This window comes from Stenotrophomonas sp. P5_B8 (assembly GCF_054049855.1).
Genome location: NZ_JBFULO010000049.1, coordinates 1 through 15,960 on the forward strand (window position 1 = coordinate 1; position 15,960 = coordinate 15,960).

The 15,960-nt window shown below is 68.3% G+C and carries 12 protein-coding genes; 3 read left to right on the plus strand and 9 right to left on the minus strand.

What is annotated here, in order from left to right; genetic code table 11:
* Both ACXJKH_RS04735 and ACXJKH_RS04740 read right to left on the minus strand, forming a co-directional pair.
* Positions 1-1,529: ABC transporter ATP-binding protein (locus tag ACXJKH_RS04735; protein ID WP_457318486.1), on the minus strand; the 1,529-nt coding region annotated here is incomplete at its 3' end.
* Between the two features lie 89 nt (positions 1,530-1,618).
* Entirely contained in the window at positions 1,619-3,196 is a 1,578-nt protein-coding gene (locus ACXJKH_RS04740) for a serine hydrolase (RefSeq protein WP_457318487.1), read from the minus strand.
* A gap of 130 nt (positions 3,197-3,326) precedes the next feature.
* On the opposite strand from ACXJKH_RS04740, the gene ACXJKH_RS04745 reads away from it, so the two are divergent.
* Positions 3,327-3,767 (plus strand): VOC family protein, encoded by a 441-nt coding sequence (locus ACXJKH_RS04745; RefSeq protein WP_256776832.1) that lies wholly within the window; start codon positions 3,327-3,329, stop codon positions 3,765-3,767.
* Positions 3,764-4,582: a DUF72 domain-containing protein gene (locus ACXJKH_RS04750; RefSeq protein ID WP_457318488.1), complete on the plus strand. Its 819-nt coding sequence runs from the start codon at positions 3,764-3,766 to the stop codon at positions 4,580-4,582. Before ACXJKH_RS04745 ends, ACXJKH_RS04750 begins: the two co-directional genes overlap by 4 nt.
* Positions 4,583-4,621: 39 nt before the next feature.
* Here the strand turns inward: ACXJKH_RS04750 and ACXJKH_RS04755 are convergent, their stop codons facing one another.
* Positions 4,622-5,281: a Pr6Pr family membrane protein gene (locus ACXJKH_RS04755; RefSeq protein WP_457318489.1), complete on the minus strand. Its 660-nt coding sequence runs from the start codon at positions 5,279-5,281 to the stop codon at positions 4,622-4,624.
* Positions 5,282-5,358: 77 nt separating this feature from the next.
* Here ACXJKH_RS04755 and ACXJKH_RS04760 point away from each other — a divergent pair, with 77 nt between their 5' ends.
* Entirely contained in the window at positions 5,359-6,306 is a 948-nt protein-coding gene (locus tag ACXJKH_RS04760; protein ID WP_256776850.1) for a DMT family transporter, read from the plus strand.
* A 96-nt stretch (positions 6,307-6,402) separates the two neighbouring features.
* Here ACXJKH_RS04760 and ACXJKH_RS04765 read toward each other — a convergent pair whose 3' ends face one another.
* The 6 genes from ACXJKH_RS04765 to ACXJKH_RS04790 form a co-directional block, all read right to left on the minus strand.
* Positions 6,403-7,563, minus strand: coding sequence for an AAA family ATPase (locus ACXJKH_RS04765; protein WP_457318490.1), 1,161 nt, complete (start codon positions 7,561-7,563; stop codon positions 6,403-6,405).
* Between the two features lie 67 nt (positions 7,564-7,630).
* Positions 7,631-8,701 (minus strand): sensor domain-containing diguanylate cyclase, encoded by a 1,071-nt coding sequence (locus ACXJKH_RS04770; protein ID WP_457318491.1) that lies wholly within the window; start codon positions 8,699-8,701, stop codon positions 7,631-7,633.
* A 68-nt stretch (positions 8,702-8,769) separates the two neighbouring features.
* Positions 8,770-9,492 carry a pseudouridine synthase gene (locus tag ACXJKH_RS04775; RefSeq protein ID WP_457318492.1) on the minus strand — a complete coding sequence of 241 codons (723 nt, stop codon included), beginning with the start codon at positions 9,490-9,492 and terminating at the stop codon, positions 8,770-8,772.
* A 45-nt stretch (positions 9,493-9,537) separates the two neighbouring features.
* On the minus strand, positions 9,538-11,169 hold the full coding sequence (locus ACXJKH_RS04780; protein WP_457318493.1) for a sensor domain-containing diguanylate cyclase: 1,632 nt from the start codon (positions 11,167-11,169) through the stop codon (positions 9,538-9,540).
* Between the two features lie 184 nt (positions 11,170-11,353).
* Positions 11,354-13,783: a putative bifunctional diguanylate cyclase/phosphodiesterase gene (locus ACXJKH_RS04785; protein WP_457318494.1), complete on the minus strand. Its 2,430-nt coding sequence runs from the start codon at positions 13,781-13,783 to the stop codon at positions 11,354-11,356.
* 145 nt (positions 13,784-13,928) lie between these two features.
* Positions 13,929-15,878, minus strand: a complete 1,950-nt coding sequence (locus tag ACXJKH_RS04790) for a DEAD/DEAH box helicase (protein WP_457318495.1) — start codon at positions 15,876-15,878, stop codon at positions 13,929-13,931.
* Positions 15,879-15,960 lie beyond the last annotated feature (82 nt).

A 15,960-nucleotide genomic window follows, 5' to 3' on the forward strand; every position in this document is an offset into this window, starting at 1 on the left:
CGCTGGCGCTGGCCACCGGACAGCTTGACCCCGCGCTCGCCCACATGCGCGTCGTAGCCGGTACGCCCTTCGCCGTCGCGCAGCGTCTCGATGAACGCCTCCGCGCGCGCCTTGGCCACCGCGCTGCGCAACTGCGCCTCGGTCGCATCCGGCCGGCCATACAGCAGGTTGTCGCGGATCGAGCGGTGCAGCAGCGACGTGTCCTGGGTAACCACCCCGATCTGCCGACGCAGGCTCTCCTGGGTCACGGCGGCGATGTCCTGGCCATCGATGCGGATATGCCCGCTTTCCAGGTCGTACAGACGCAGCAGCACATTGACCAGGGTCGACTTGCCCGCGCCCGACGGACCGACCAGGCCGATCTTCTCGCCCGGCTTCACGTCCAGGTTGAGCCCGGCCATCACCCCACCGGCCTTGCCGTAGTGGAAATGGATATCGTCGAAATGCACCCCGCCCCGTGCGACCTCCAGCGGCACCGCATCAGCACGGTCCTGCACGGTCAGCGGCTGGGAGATCGTGGTGATGCCATCCTGCACCGTGCCGATGTCCTCGAAGATGCCATTGATGGTCCACATGATCCAGCCGGACATGTTGTGGATGCGAATCACCAGACCGGTGGCCAGGGTGATCGCGCCGACGCTGATGTGGCCGCCGTTCCACAGCCACAGTGCCAGCCCACAGGTGCCCACGATCAGAAAGCCGTTGACGATGGCGATGGTGACTTCCAGCCCGGTGGTGACCCGGGTCTGGCCACGATGCTTGACCGCCAGGTCCTGGATCGATTCAGCCACGTAGGCCTGCTCATGCCCGCCATGGGCGAACAGCTTCAGCGTGGGAATGTTGGTGTAGCCATCGACGATACGGCCCATCGCCTTTGAACGTGCTTCCGAAGCGATCCACGCCCGCTGTTTCGCGCGCGGTACGAAGTACCCCATGATCACCGCGTAGGCGGCCATCCACAGCCCCAGCGGAATCATCAGGCGCCAGTCGGCCTGCGCGAACAGGTACAGCGCGGTGCCGGTGTAGACGATGATGTACCAGAGCGAATCGACCATCTGCACCGCCGATTCACGCAGTGACGTACCGGTCTGCATGACCCGGTTGGCCATGCTGCCGGCGAAGTCGTTCTGGAAGAAACTCAGGCTCTGCCGAACCACGTAGTTGTGCATCAGCCAGCGCGAGCGGTTGCTCAGCCCCGGCACGATGGCCTGGTTGACCAGCAGGCTGTGCAGCGACACCAGCAGCGGCCGCGCGATCAGGGTGATGCCGGCCATCCACAACAGCGTGTTGGCATGGCGGGCGAAGAAGCCGCTGCCGGGCTGCTCGGCGACCATGTCCACGATGCGGCCAAGGAAATCGAACATCGCCACTTCCACCAGCGCCAGCAGCAGGCCGGCGATCAACGTGGCCAGCAGCACCGGCCACACCGGGCGCAGATAGTGGATGTAGAACGGCACCACCCCGCGCGGCGGCATGCGGCCGTCGAGGGGCGGAAACACCGGAATCAGCGACTCGAACCAGCGGAACATCGCAGTGCACCCAAAACATGACAGGCCGCGATTATCCCACCACGGCCTGTGTTTTTACTCGCGCCTCCATCACAGGCCGGTGGCGGTATTCAGCCCTTGGCGTCGGCCACGATCGGGACGAACAACAAGTCCTGGAAATCGAAGCTGAAATCGGTCAACGACGAGATCGCCTGCATGCGCATGTCGCGCACCTTGCCATCCGGATCCAGGCTGAAGTTGACGAACGCATCGGCGTTGAGCGAGCGGTCGTCCCAGCGCACGATGAAGGTGTCGTGCTGCCAGTGTTCCAGCGTGCCGACCAGCTGGGCGGTCTTGCCGAACCGCAGGCGCAGTTTGCCGCCGTCGCGTTCCACGAACACATCGCCATACCATGCATCGCGGTAACCGCCGGCGTAACGCGCCAACGGCAGCGACGGTTTGCTTTTGGCATCGCGCGCCGCCTGATGCGTTGCCCAGCTTTCATCGGCCTTGTCCTGCGCCTTGGCCACCGCCGCCGCATACGCCTCGACCCAGTCGGTGGGTGGCGTCTGCAGGTACGCATCGAGCACGTCCATGGTGATCGCATTGAACGCGGCGCCCACTTCCTGGTTGGTCAGCACCACGATGCCCAGCTTCTGCTCGGGCACCAGGGTCACCCGCGAGACCATGCCCGGCCAGCCGCCGGTGTGCCAGACCAGCTTCTGGCCACGGTAATCGCTCAGGCTCCAGCCTTCGCCATAACCGGCGAAGTTCGGCTTGGCCGCCGCCAGCTGCGGCACGCTGGGCTCGGCCACCACCTGCGGGGTGATCATCTGCCACATGCCCTGCTGGCTCTTGGCGCTGAACAGCGCCTGCCCGTTCTCCAGCGTACCGTGGGCCAGCTGCACGTTCATCCAGCGCGCCATGTCGTGCACGCTGGAATAGATGCCGCCGGCGCCGGCGTTGTTGGACCAGGTCAGCGGGGCGACGGTACGCAACGTGCTGAAGTCGTACTTGGCGTGGCCGACCGCGGCGTTGTCGCCGGGCTTGAGGTGGTCCGCGTTGTAGCGGGTGCCGTCCATGCCCACCGGGGTGAAGATGTGCTGCTGCAGGAACGCGGCGTAGGACTGCCCGGAGACCTGCTCGATCACCTGCTGGGCCACCGCGTAGAGAATATTGTCGTAGGCGTAGCGGTCGCGGAAGCCGGCTTTGAGCGGCACCTTGGCCAGGCGCTGCACGACCTCCTGGTTGCTGTAGCCGGTGGTCGGCCAGAACAGCAGATCACCCGCTCCCAGACTCAGCCCGCTGCGGTGCGAGAGCAGGTCGCGGATGCGCATCTCGCCAGTAACGTAGGGATCGGACATGCGGAAGCCCGGTAGATGGTCGATCACCCGGTCGTCCATCTTCAGCTTGCCCTGCTCGGCCAACAGATTCAGCGAGGTGGCGGTGAAGGCCTTGGTGTTGGACGCGATCGCAAACAGCGTATCGGCCTGTACCGGTGCCGGCTTGCCCAGTTCGCGCACGCCGTAGCCGCGTTCGAACACGACCTGGCCATCCTTGACCACCGCCACGGCGATGCCGGGCACGTCGAACTGGCTGCGGACGCGCTCGACCGTGCTGTCCAGGCGCTGCAGCTGCGCCGGTACCGCCGCCGATGCCAAAGGTGCACATGCGAGCAGCACGATGCCTCCGATCCAGGATGTGTTCAAACAGTGTCTCCAGGTGCGTGTCGCGGGGACGTTGAGGCCTGCACGGGCCCGCTCGCCGGTTTCGCACGATGGTAACGCGCGCGCGCTCAGGCTCGCCTGTGCCAGAAGGAGGACCGCTCCGGAGACCGACATGACCGCGCCTGCCGATACCGTATCCACCGTCATTCCGTGCCTGCGCTACCGCGACGCCCGGGCGGCGATCGCCTGGCTGCAGCACGCGTTCGGGTTCGAGCCGCAGGCGGTGTATGCCGAGGGCGATACCGTCCACCATGCACAGCTGGTCTACGGCCACGGCATGATCATGCTCGGCTCGGTCGACACCACCAGCGAGTGGGGCCGGCACAGCGTGCAGCCCGATGAGGTCGGCGGTCGCCAGACCCAGAGTGCCTGTGTGATCGTGGCCGATCCCGACGCGCATTACGCGCGGGCGGTGGCCGCCGGCGCACGGGTGGTGATCGAGATCGCCGACCAGCCCTACGGCGGGCGCGGCTACGCCTGTCGTGATCCCGAAGGATTCCTGTGGTGGTTCGGCAGCTACGATCCGTGGCGCGCCCACGCAGGCACCGCATGACGGCCGCAGCAGGGCGTATCCGCACCGGCATTGGCGGCTGGGTGTTTCCGGCCTGGCGCGGTGGCATGTTCTACCCGGCCGGGCTGCCGCAGCGCGAAGAGCTGGCCCATGCCAGTGCCGCGCTGCGCTGCATCGAGATCAACAGCACCTTCTACCGGGCGCAGAAGCCGGCCGTCTACGCGCAATGGCGCGAGCAGACGCCGCCGGGCTTCCGCTTCTCGGCCAAGGCACCGCGCACCATCACCCAGACCCATGACCTGAGCAAGGTCGGGCCGCGGGTGGAGGCCTTCGTCGCTGGAATCGTGGCGTTGGAAGACCGGCTGGGCCCGCTGGTGTGGCAGTTCGGTGATACCCACCCTGCCGATGCGGAGGCGTTTGACGGCTTCCTGCAGCTGCTGCCGAAGCAGGCCGATGGGCGACGCCTTCAGCATGCGCTGGAGGTGCGCAATCCGGCGGCGTGGACGCTCGAGCTGGTGACGGTGGCGCGGGCGCACAACGTGGCCTTGGTGTTCAGCGGCTCTGCCGAGCATCCGAGCTTTGCCGACCCGACCGCGGATTTCGTCTATGCGCGGCTGATGCATGCACGCGCCAACCTGCGTGCGGGCTATCCGGAACGGGCGCTGGAGCAGTGGTGCCTGCGTGCGATGCGCTGGGCGCGCGGCGAGGACAATCCGGACCTGCCCCATGTGACCGCCGAGGCAGCGTCCACCGGTCCGCGCGAGGTCTACATGCTGTTCATTGGTGCGGCCAAGCAGCGTAATCCTGGCGCGGCGATGGCGCTGCGCGACCAGCTGGCGCGCGTAGGAGCGACGTAACGCCGATCGTGGGTCGGCCTATCGACCCACCATCGATAGCTACCGCCGGGTGGATACGGCGCTGCGCGCGCCCAACCGCGCGTCGATCCGCCACAACAACGCCCCCAGCGCGATGAACGCCAGCCCCACCACCAGCGCATTGCGCGCCACCGTGGCGGCACCGAGCGCGGCCAGGTCCAGGAACGGATACGGGTACTGCCCGCTCCAGCGCCCGACCAGCAGCGCCCACCCCAGGTAGATCGCCGGGAACAGCAGCGCCCAGCCGAGCTGGCGCCAGCGCAGGCACCCATGCGGTCCGGCCAGCCAACCCAGCAGGTACAGCACCGGGACGGCGTAATGCAAGCCTGTATCGGCCCACCACTGTGCGCCCTGCGGATGCCACAGGCCGCGCAAGACCAGCACGTAGACCAATCCGGTGATGCCGATATACAGCGCCACCGCGGCACTGGCGGCGGGCGCGGCCATGCCGTCGCGGCGCCCCCGCAGCCGTGCCAGACAGACCGCGGCCACACCGATGTTGCTGAGGATGGTGAAGTAGCCGAGCAGGCGCAGCAGCGCCTGCCCGGTGCCGGCCGTGGCGCCGACGGTCTGCAGCAGCAGCGCGTACTGCAGCACCAGCGCTGCGATGGCGGTGAGCCCGGTGAGCCCGGCCAGGGCCCGGGCGCGCGGGGACGGTGAGGGGATCGGTGCGCTGTTCATCGGCGCAGGATGCCATGCCGGCCTAAACGCGACGTGCATGGATCGCGGTGGCGCCCGGCTTGTCGCACAATACCGCGATGCCCATGACCGATACCCGCAGAGCGCTTCTGCAAATCCATTTCTGCGTGCTGCTGTGGGGCGTCACCGCCATCCTCGGCAAGCTGATCACCCTGCCCGCGCTGCCGTTGGTGTGGTGGCGAATGCTGCTCGTGGTGGCGATGCTGGCGTTGCTGCCACGGGTGTGGCGCGGGCTGCGGCAGCTGTCGCCGACACTGTTTGCAGGCTACTGCGGCATCGGCGCGCTGGTCGCGCTGCACTGGCTGACCTTCTACGGCGCGGTGAAACTGGCCAATGCCTCGGTGGCGGCCACCTGCATCGCGCTGGCGCCGGTGTTCACCTCGGTGATCGAGCCGTGGGTGGCCAGGCGCCCGTTCCAGCTGCGCGAGCTCGCCTTCGGCGTCGCGGTGCTGCCCGGCGTGGCGCTGGTGGTGGGCGGGGTTCCGCATGGCATGCGCCTGGGCGTACTGATTGGTGCCCTGTCGGCGCTGCTGGTGGCGGTGTTCGGCTCGCTCAACAAGCGCATGGTCAGTCACGCCGACCCGCTTACCGTGACCGCGCTGGAACTCGGCGCTGGCACGCTCACCCTGACCCTGCTGGCGCCGGCGCTGCCGTTCCTGCTGCCGGCGCTGGCCAGCCCGCTGTGGGTGATCCCGGACCTGCACGATGGCCTGCTGCTGCTGACCCTGGCCGGGCTGTGCACGCTGCTGCCATTCGCGCTGGCGCTGGTCGCGCTGCGCCACATCAGTGCCTACACCTCGCAGCTGGTGACCAACCTCGAACCGGTCTACGCGATCGTGCTGGCGATGGTGTTGCTCAGCGAGCAGCGCGAACTGACCCCGCTGTTCTATGCCGGCGTGGCAATCATCGTCGGCGCGGTGTTCCTGCATCCCCTGTTGAACCGCCGCAAGCCGGTCCAGCATCCGGAGATCCTGGCTACCGCCGAGGCGCGCAACATCGCCGATTGACCGGCCCGGCGCGCACCGGCCAGCAGTCCGGTACCAGCTGTGATGGCCGACCAACGGTCGCTACCGGATGCGAATGGCCCGGCCGACGATCGGCGCTTACCGCGATGGCCAGTACCAGGCCGGCGCATCCAGCAGGCCCTGTCCGACCACGCGGGTCTGGCTGAGTTCCTTGTGCAGGCGGATACACGCACACGCAGGGTCTTCCTGCAGCGCCGCGATCAGGCGGCTGGCGTGCGACACCACCCACAACTGGCTGCGCGTTGACGCGGCAATGATCAACCGCGCCAGCGCCGGCAGCAGGTCCGGGTGCAGGCTGGTCTCCGGTTCGTTGAGCACCATCAGCGGCGGCGGGCGCGGGGTATGCAACGCCGCAATCAGCAGCAGATAGCGCAGCGTGCCGTCGGACAGTTCAGCCGCCGACAACGGCCGCAGCAGCCCGGGCTGCTGGAACTTCAGGTGCAGCCGGCCTTCGTGCGGTTCGATCAACACCTGCGCACCGGGAAACGCATCGTCGAGCGAGCGCGCCAGGGCCTGCGGATCGCCGATCTCCACGATGGTCTGCCAGGCCGCCGCCAGGTCATGGCCGTCGTGGCTGAGCACCGGCGTGCGCGTGGCCAGCGGCGCCTGCCGCGCCGGTGCGTGCGGATCGCTGCGGAAATGATCGTAGAAACGCCAGCCGCGGATCGATTCGCGCAGGGCCAGCACCTCGGGCATGCGCTGCGGATCGGCCAGTTGGGTGAACAGGCTTTCGAATACCGACAGGTGCTCGTCCACCACCTCCCACTGCCGGCCGTTCCTGCGCCGCACCAGCGCGCCGCGTCGCTCTACCAGCGCGTTGGCGCTGCGCAGGAATGGCCCGGCCCAGACACTCTCGCATTTGATCTGCGGGTCCAGGTCGAACATCGACCTGCTGCCCACCGGTAGCCCCAGGTCGATCGCATAGCCGAAATCGGCAGCCGCAAACCCGAGCCGCAGCGCGACCGATGGCGCGTGCGCCTGGCCCTGCACGGGGATCTCGCCCCGTACCATGCGCGGGTTGATGCGGCTGGGCCCGGCCCACAGCGCCGAGCCCAGCCCGCCCTCGCGCGCCAGCGCCGCGGCAACGCCGCCCTGCGCGGTCTCGGCCAGCAGGCGCAGCGCGCGGTAGAGGCTGGATTTGCCGCTGCCGTTGTCACCGGTGACCAGGTTGAGCCGTCCCATCGGCACGACCAGGTCGTACAGGGAGCGGTAGTTGGCGATGGCCAGGGTCTGCAGCATGGCAAGGGCGGTGGCAGGCGGGACACCAGCATGCCAGCGCCGCGTCGCAGTGCCTGCGAATGCGCCCTCAGTCGGCGCGCAGCACCCGGTTGCGGCCCTGATGCTTGGCCTGGTAGAGCGCCGCGTCGGCGCGGGCCAGGGTCTGCTCCACCGTGTCGCCGTGGTGGTGGGCGGCCACGCCGATGCGGATCGTCAGCGGGATGCCCAGCGGCAGGTCGGCCACGGCCATGCGCAGGACATCGCACTGCAGCTCGGCGGTGGCCAGCGCGGTGTCGGGCATCAGCACCACGAACTCCTCGCCGCCAAAGCGCGCCGCCAGCCCCTGCCCGGCGAAGTGCGCGCGCAGCAGCCGGGCCAGTTCGGCCAGCACGTGGTCGCCGGTGGCGTGGCCGTAGAGATCGTTGACGCGCTTGAAATGGTCGATGTCCAGCAGGGCCACCGCGGTCTGCCGTGGCTGGCCGTCGGCATCGCAGACCGCCGCCGTCAGCGCGGCGCTCATCGCGCGGCGGTTGGGTAGTCCGGTCAGCGGGTCGGTGCGGCTCTGCTCGGCCAGGTCCGCATTCTGCTGTTCAAGCAGGTTGTTGTATTCGCCCAGGCGCTGTTCGTACCACGCGCGGTCGCGCATGTGCTGCTGGATCTCGTGCGCGTAGCGGCGCAGTTCCATCACCAGCGAGACCTGCCGGGACAGCGCGGCCAAGGCCTTGGCCTGCTCCGGGCGCAGCTGCCCAGGGCTGGCGTCGAACACGCACAACGTCCCCAGCGGCAATCCATCGAAGCTGAGCAACGGTGCACCGGCGTAGAAGCGCACGTGCGGGTCGTCCACCACCAGCGGGTTGTCGTGGAAGCGCGGATCCTGCAATGCATCCTCGACCACCATCACCTGGTCCGGTTGCAGGATGGCGTGGCCACAGAAGGAGATATCGCGACTGGCCTCGCTGGCGTCCACCGCCCGCCGCGCCTTGAACCACTGGCGGTCCCGGTCCACCAGCGTCACCGCCCCCATGCCGGTGCCACACAAGGCCGTGGCAATGGTCACCAGATCCTCGAACGACCGTTCATTGGGCGTATCCAKGATCTGGTAGCGCTGCAGCGCCAGCAGGCGCTGTTCTTCGTTGTCCGGCTTGGACGRCTTGATCATCGGGGCAGGCGTGGTGGTGTTCCCGCGCAGTCTAGCCCCGCTGCGGCGTCATCGCGTGACGCACGGCATCACCACTCCAGCTGCTTGGGCAGCAGGCCTTTGAGCTCGGCGTCGGTCAGATTGCGCCACTGGCCCGGCTTGAGCGCACCGAGCTTGATGTTGTCGATGCGCACGCGGCGCAGCTGGGTAACGCGGTAGTCGAAGGCGGCGGCCATCAGGCGGATCTGCCGGTTCAGGCCTTGCTGCAGGGTGATGCGGAAACCGAACTTGGCCAGCTTGCTGGTGCGGCACGGCAGCGTGGTTTCGTCGCGGATGCGCACGCCGCGCGCCATGCCGCGCAGGAATTCGTCGGTGACCGGCTTGTTCACCGCCACCATGTATTCCTTCTGGTGGCCGTTCTCGGCACGCAGGATCTGGTTGACGATGTTGCCGTTGCTGGTCAGCAGGATCAGGCCTTCGGAATCCTTGTCCAGGCGCCCCACCGGGAAGATGCGCTGCTCGTGGCCGACGAACTCGACGATGTTGCCCTTGACCGAGGTTTCGGTGGTGCAGGTGATGCCCACCGGCTTGTTCAGCGCGATGTAGACGTGTTTGCGGCCACCGGCCTTTTTCGCTTCGCGGGCGCGCAGCGGTTGGCCGTCGACCAGGACCACGTCGCCTTCGCCGACCACCGCACCGGTGCCGGCCGGATGGCCGTTGACGGTGACGCGGCGCTCGCCGATCAGGCGGTCGGCTTCGCGACGGGAACAGAAGCCGGTATCGGCGATGTGCTTGTTGAGTCGAATAGTCATGGGCCCATTATCCGGCAAACCCGGCCCGCGCAGGGCGATGGCGACTCATGCCGTCATCGGAGCGGCGGCCGGGGTGGCCTGCTCGGCGTCATAGACCTGGTTGCGGCCGGCGCGCTTGGCGCAGTACATGGCATGGTCGGCGCGGCGCAGCAGCGAGGGCAGGTCGTCGCCGTCGCCGCGCATCGCCGCCAGGCCGATGCTGGCCGATACGTTCAGGCCCGGGATGGCCAGGATCGCGGTGACCGCCTGCACCTGCAGGCGCACGCTTTCCAGCCGGGCCAGGGCGCTGGCGCGGCTGGCGCCGGGCAGCAGCACCAGGAACTCCTCCCCGCCCATGCGGATCACATCATCGCGGTTGCGGACCGAGTCGCGCAGGTTGCGCGCCACCGCCACCAGCACCTGGTCGCCCACCTCGTGGCCATACTGGTCGTTGATGTCCTTGAACAGGTCGATGTCCAGGAAGCCGATCGCCAGCGGCTGTTCGTCCTGGCGCGCGCGTTCCAGGTACTGCGCCAGCAGGCGCAGGCCGGCGCGGCGATTGGGCAGCCCGGTCAGCGGGTCGGTGTCGGCCAACTGGCGCATTTCATCGCGCTGCTGGCGCAGGCGGCCCAGGCGCAGGTTCAGCGCATAGGCGGACATCATCAGAAACCAGGTGGCGGCCAGCTGCAGCGTTTCGATCCGGTAGGCCACCAGCCACTGCGCATGCAGCGCATCGGCGATGATCATGATCCACCACGGTGCCAGCGCGCTCAGCCCGGCCAAGGCGTAGCGGTCGCGTCGCAGCAGCGCCCACACGCCCACCCCCAGGCACACCGCGCAGCCCAGCAGATACAGGTCTTCCAGCGCGGCCGCCCACCAGGTCAGCGCGGCCAGGCCCATCCACGGCACGCACAGACCCACCACCACCAGTGCCCACAGCACGGCCTGCTGGACGCCGCGCGAGCGTGGCCACAGCCGGTCGCCCCCGTTGAGCCGCCACAGCACCGGCAGCAGCATCGCCTCGGTGAACGCGCTCAGCGCCACCAGCCACCACGAGGACCGGTCGCCCACCGGCAGCCACGGCTCGGGATAGCCGCTGAGGCCCCCCAGCACCGCTTGCCACAGCACGAACACCAGGCACACGCCCACGTAGATCAGGAAGGATCGGTCCTTGGCGGTGACATAGCCGATCAACGCCGACAGCGCCAGCGCGATCGCCACCGCGATGCAGGCCGCGCGCACCAGCAGCCGCGCGGTGTCGTTCTGCTGCACCGGGCTGGGCGCGCCGAGCTGCACCGTGGGGATCCAGCGCGGTTTGAGCGGCGTGGCCCAGGACACCACGATAGGTTCGTGCTCACCCGCCTTGGGCACCACCACCATGCCCACCCCGGCGCGGAAGCGCGAATCGCGGGTGCGCGCGTCGTGCATGCTGCCGCAGATCTGGCGGTCGCCATGGCTGATCCGTACTTCGCCGGAGAACACGCCGAACACGTCCACCGCCTGCGGTTCGCCCGACCAGCCTTGCGGCGGCGCAGGGACCGCCAGCACCTGCTGGTGCCGCGCCAGGACGTCGGCCGAGCAGGCGCGTTGCGGCGTGCGCTCGGCGGTGGCCGCCCCCAGCAGCAGCACGTCGGTGCCGGCCCGGGCCGGCGCGTTGGGAACTGCGCTGGCGGCAGCGAGCGCCGGCAGCACCAGCACCAGCCAAGCCAGCAGCAGCGTTACTGCATGTTTGCCAACGAACCTGCCAAGCCAGTGCCCCACACGCCTGCCCGCCCATCGATGTTGCCGCCACGCACGCCGCGTGACGCCCCTGGCCGGGATTATCGCAAGTTCCCGGCCACTTCACCCTCCCCGCCGTTCAGCCGGGCCGTCGGCCCAACGCTCAGGGCGCGCCGCTGCGGCGGTCGGCTGCCACGCCGGTCCGCGCCGGCCATAACGCGGGCTGGGTCATCCGCTCAAGCGCCATCGGCCGTTCGATCGCATAGCCCTGCAGCCCATCCACGCCGAGCACCTGCAGCTGCTCGGCAACCTCGTCCGATTCGACCCACTCGGCAATCACGGTCATGTGCAGCTCGCGGCCGATCTCGGTGATCGCGCGTACCGCCGCGCGGCTGACCGGATCGATATCCATGTCGCGCACGAACACGCCGTCGATCTTGAGCATGTCCGCCGGCAACTGACGCAGGTAGCTGAAGGAGGACAGGCCTGAGCCGAAGTCGTCCAATGCGACCCGGCAACCCCGCGCCTTGACCGCTTCGATGAAGTTGCGTGCCTGGGCCAGGTTGCTGATCGCCGCCGTCTCGGTGACCTCGAAGCACAGCTTGCGGGCGAGGCCGCGATTGCGCTCGAGCAGATCGCAGACAAAGGCCAGGAAGCTGGGTTCGGTGATCGACTGCGCCGACACGTTGACGTTGCACAGGCCCAGCCGCTGCACGTGTGCCGGGCACACCTGCAGGTGGCGGAACAACAGTCCCAGCACATGCCGGTCCAGCGCCATGCCCATGCCGTAGCGCTCGACGGCGGGCATGAAGTCGCCCGGCATCTGCAGCACCCCTTCGGGGCTGCGCATGCGCACCAGCACTTCGTAATGCAGGTACGCCGGATCGCCGACCCGCTCGATGCGCTGCGCGTAGAGCAGCATGCGGTTCTCGGCGATCGCACTGGAGACCCGCGCCAGGCGTTCGGCTTCCAGCCGCCGTTCCTCCAGCGCCGGGCGGCTTTCGTTGTAGCAGTGCACACGGTTGCGCCCGGCCTCCTTGGCCGCATAGCAGGCACTGTCGGCCGCGCTCATCAGCCAGTTCACGTCCACCGTCTCGTCGGTGACTTCCACCAGGCCGATGCTGCAGCTCAGCCGCGGCGACCCTTCGCCGTGCTGGAAGCTGGCCTGGCCGAGGTTGCGGACGATCCGCTGCAGCACCTGCTTGGCTTCCTCCTGGCCGGCGTTGGCCAGGAACAGGGCGAATTCGTCCCCACCCATGCGCCCGACCCAGTCGCCCTCGCGCACCGCCCCGACCAGGTAGTCGGCGAAGCTGTGCAGCAGCTGGTCGCCGGCGGCGTGGCCAAGTCCGTCGTTGACCAGCTTGAAGTAGTCCAGGTCGAGATAGCACAGGCTGTGCACGCCGCCGTGGCTGCGCACGTCGATGAGCGCCTGTTCGAGCAGGCGTTCGATCTCGCGGCGGTTGATCAGCCCGGTCAGCGGATCGTGGCTGGCATGGTGTTCGACCTCACGCGCCAGCGCATGGTTCTGCGAGACGTCCTCGACGATGGCAAATACGGCCGGCTCGCGCCCGGGCGTGCGCACGACGGTCCCGCTCCAGCGCCCCCACATCAGCCCGCCATCGGCACGCCGGAAGCGCAGCTCGCCGGGGCGCAGCTGGCGTATCCAGTCGATGCCTCCCTGCGCATCCAGCACCAGTTCGCCTTCCACCAGCAGATCCTGCAGCGGCATCCCGAGCATCGACTCACGGCGGTGGTCGAGGATGTCGGCCATCGCCTGGTTGGCTTCCAGTACCCCGCCGGCATGGTCGAGTTTGAGCATGCCGACGGTGGCCTGGTAGAAGGCGGCGCGGAAACGTCCCTCCTGCTCCAGCAGATCACGCCGCACCCGTCGCGACAGCAGCACCGCCACCAGCGTGATCAGCAGCACCGACAAGCCGCCCACCAGCAGCGTGGTCATGCGTACGACCGAGGCGGTGCGCAGCAACGACGCCGAAAATGCCTTCGCCTGCGCCTGCAGGCTGCGATCCAGCAGGTGCAGGTGGTCCAGGAGCGCCTGCCGCTGCGGTCCGGTGCCGCCGCCATTGGCGTGCATCGCCGCCGCGCGGTCGGCGATCTGCACCAGCTGCTGCAGCCCTGCATCGGTCTGCTGCCACAGCCGCACCGCGTCGCGGAAGTAACTCATCCGGCCCAGGTAACGGAACGACACGATCAGGCGGTTGATGTCGCCCGGCGCGTTGCCGCCCTGCACGAAACCGCGGCGCGCCGCCGCCAGGTCCGGATCGGCCTGTTCCAGCGCCCGCCGCGCAGCCAGATCGCCCAGCGGCACCGCCCAGGCCGTGCGCGCTTCGGCCAGGTCGGCCGGGTCTCCCGAGTTGATGTAGCGGCCAAGCGCGAAGCTGGCCTGCTGCTGGCTCCGCGACCAGTGGCTCTGGCCGACGATCCACGCCGTCGAGGCGGCCTGCAATTCCTGGATCAGCGCGGAAATGCCCACCAGCCCGATCGCCATGCCGGTCAGCAGAACAAAGCGCAGGGTCAGGCCCCGCGTCAGATACGGTACCGCCGTTGCACCAACATCCCTGCCAGTTGCCAGCATCGCGGATCCCCCCGGAGCCATGGAGTGAGTATCAAGCCCGATGAAGTCAGGGACTCAGGCTAGAGCGGGCAATGTTGAGGCGGTGCGAAACCCGGAAACGACAACGCCAGCCCGGGGGCTGGCGTTGTCTGGACCGCGGGGGCGATCAGGCGTTGCGCGGACCGCGCGGCTTGAAGCCGTCACGACGCGGCGGACGGTCGTCGCCGCCCGGGCCGCTGCGCGGACCACCCGGGCCACCCGGGCCGCGCGGCTTGCCGCCGAACTTCGGCTTGAACGCCGGACGCGGCGACGGGGTCAGGTCTTCACCCGGCTCCACCTTGCGCATCTGAAGCTGCTGGCCGGAGACCCACACCTTCTTCAGGTGGGTCAGCAGGTCCTGCGGCATTTCCGCCGGCAGGTCCAGCACCGAGAAGTCGTCATGGATGTCGATGCGGCCGATGAAGCGGCTTTCCAGCCCGGCTTCGTTGGCGATCGCGCCGACGATGTTGCCCGGCTTCACGCCGTGCACGTGGCCCACTTCGATGCGGAAGGTTTCCATGCCCGGCTCGGCGGCACCACGCGGGGCGATGTCACGGCGCGGGGCGCGCTCGACGCCGCCGTCGCTGTTGCCGAAGTCGCCTTCCGGACGCGGCGGACGCGGGCCACGGTCGTCTTCACGACGCGGGCCACGCTCGAAGCGCGGTTCGAAACGGGCCGGACGCTCGCCACGGTCGTTGCCGCGTTCGTTGCGCTGCTGCGGGGCACGTTCTTCGCGCGCACCACGCACCGGCGGGGTCAGCAGGAACGGCGAATCGCCCTGCAGCAACTTGGCCAGCGCGGCGGCGATCTCGATCGCCGGCACGTTCTTCTCGCCTTCCAGGCGCTGCAGCAGGTCKCGGTAGAACTCGGTGCCACCGGCATCGAGCACGTCGCTGATGCGGCTCATGAACTTGGTGATGCGGGTGTCGTTGACCGCGTCCACGCTCGGCAACTGCATCTCTTCGATCGGCTGCCGGGTAGCGCGCTCGATCGCACGCAGCATCCCCTTTTCGCGCGGGGTGGCGAACAGGATCGCATCACCGGTGCGGCCGGCACGGCCGGTACGGCCGATGCGGTGCACGTAGCTTTCGGTGTCGTACGGGATGTCGTAGTTCAGCACGTGGCTGATGCGTTCCACGTCCAGGCCACGGGCGGCCACGTCGGTGGCGACCAGGATGTCCAGCTTGCCTTCCTTCAGCATGCCGATGGTGCGCTCGCGCTGGGCCTGCTGCATGTCGCCGTTGATGGCGGCTGCGGCCAGGCCACGGGCCTGCAGCTTCTCGGCGAGTTCTTCGGTGGCGGCCTTGGTCCGCGAGAAGATGATCATCGCGTCGAACGGTTCCACTTCCAGGATGCGGGTCAGCGCGTCCAGCTTGTGCATGCCGCTCACCCACCAGTAGCGCTGGCGGATGTTGGCCGAGGTGGTCGTCTTGCTGACGATGGTCACTTCGGCCGGGTTCTTCAGGTAGGTCTGGGCGATGCGGCGGATCTGCGACGGCATGGTGGCCGAGAACAGAGCGACCTGGCGGGTTTCCGGCAGCTTCTTCAGCACCGCTTCGACGTCGTCGATGAAGCCCATGCGCAGCATTTCATCGGCTTCGTCCAGCACCAGGGTCTTCAGTTCGGACAGGTCCAGGGTGCCGCGCTCAAGGTGATCGATCACCCGGCCCGGCGTACCGACGATGACATGCACGCCACGACGCAGGGCCGACAGCTGCTGACCGTAGGGCTGGCCGCCGTAAACGGGCAGCACACGGAAACCGGGGATGCCCGAGGAGTAGGTCTGGAACGCCTCGGCAACCTGGATGGCCAGTTYGCGGGTCGGCGCCAGCACCAGCACCTGCGGCTTGGTCTGGTTGAAATCGAGATTGGACAGCACCGGCAGCGCGAAGGCGGCGGTCTTGCCGGTACCGGTCTGGGCCTGGCCCAGCACGTCACGGCCTTCCAGCATGGCCGGAATGGTGGCGGCCTGGATCGGCGACGGGGTTTCATAACCGACGGTGGCGACGGCCTKCATCACAGCGTCGGACAGGCCGAGATCTGCGAACAGCAGMGGCGCGGGGGATTCTTGGGACATGGGAAACTCCGAAACACTGCCGTTTCAAGCGGCAGTGAGATAAAAAAGGGGGATGGTCCGCGCTTTGGGCGCCCTTTCTTAT

Bases quoted from the DNA above. Each gene is read 5' to 3' on its own strand.
- ACXJKH_RS04745 (WP_256776832.1), top strand. From the start codon at position 3,327: ATGACCGCGCCTGCCGATACCGTATCCACCGTCATTCCGTGCCTGCGC.
- ACXJKH_RS04775 (WP_457318492.1), bottom strand. From the start codon at position 9,492: ATGACTATTCGACTCAACAAGCACATCGCCGATACCGGCTTCTGTTCC.
- ACXJKH_RS04765 (WP_457318490.1), bottom strand. From the start codon at position 7,563: ATGCTGCAGACCCTGGCCATCGCCAACTACCGCTCCCTGTACGACCTG.
- ACXJKH_RS04750 (WP_457318488.1), top strand. From the start codon at position 3,764: ATGACGGCCGCAGCAGGGCGTATCCGCACCGGCATTGGCGGCTGGGTG.
- ACXJKH_RS04760 (WP_256776850.1), top strand. From the start codon at position 5,359: ATGCCCATGACCGATACCCGCAGAGCGCTTCTGCAAATCCATTTCTGC.
- ACXJKH_RS04755 (WP_457318489.1), bottom strand. From the start codon at position 5,281: ATGAACAGCGCACCGATCCCCTCACCGTCCCCGCGCGCCCGGGCCCTG.
- ACXJKH_RS04785 (WP_457318494.1), bottom strand. From the start codon at position 13,783: ATGCTGGCAACTGGCAGGGATGTTGGTGCAACGGCGGTACCGTATCTG.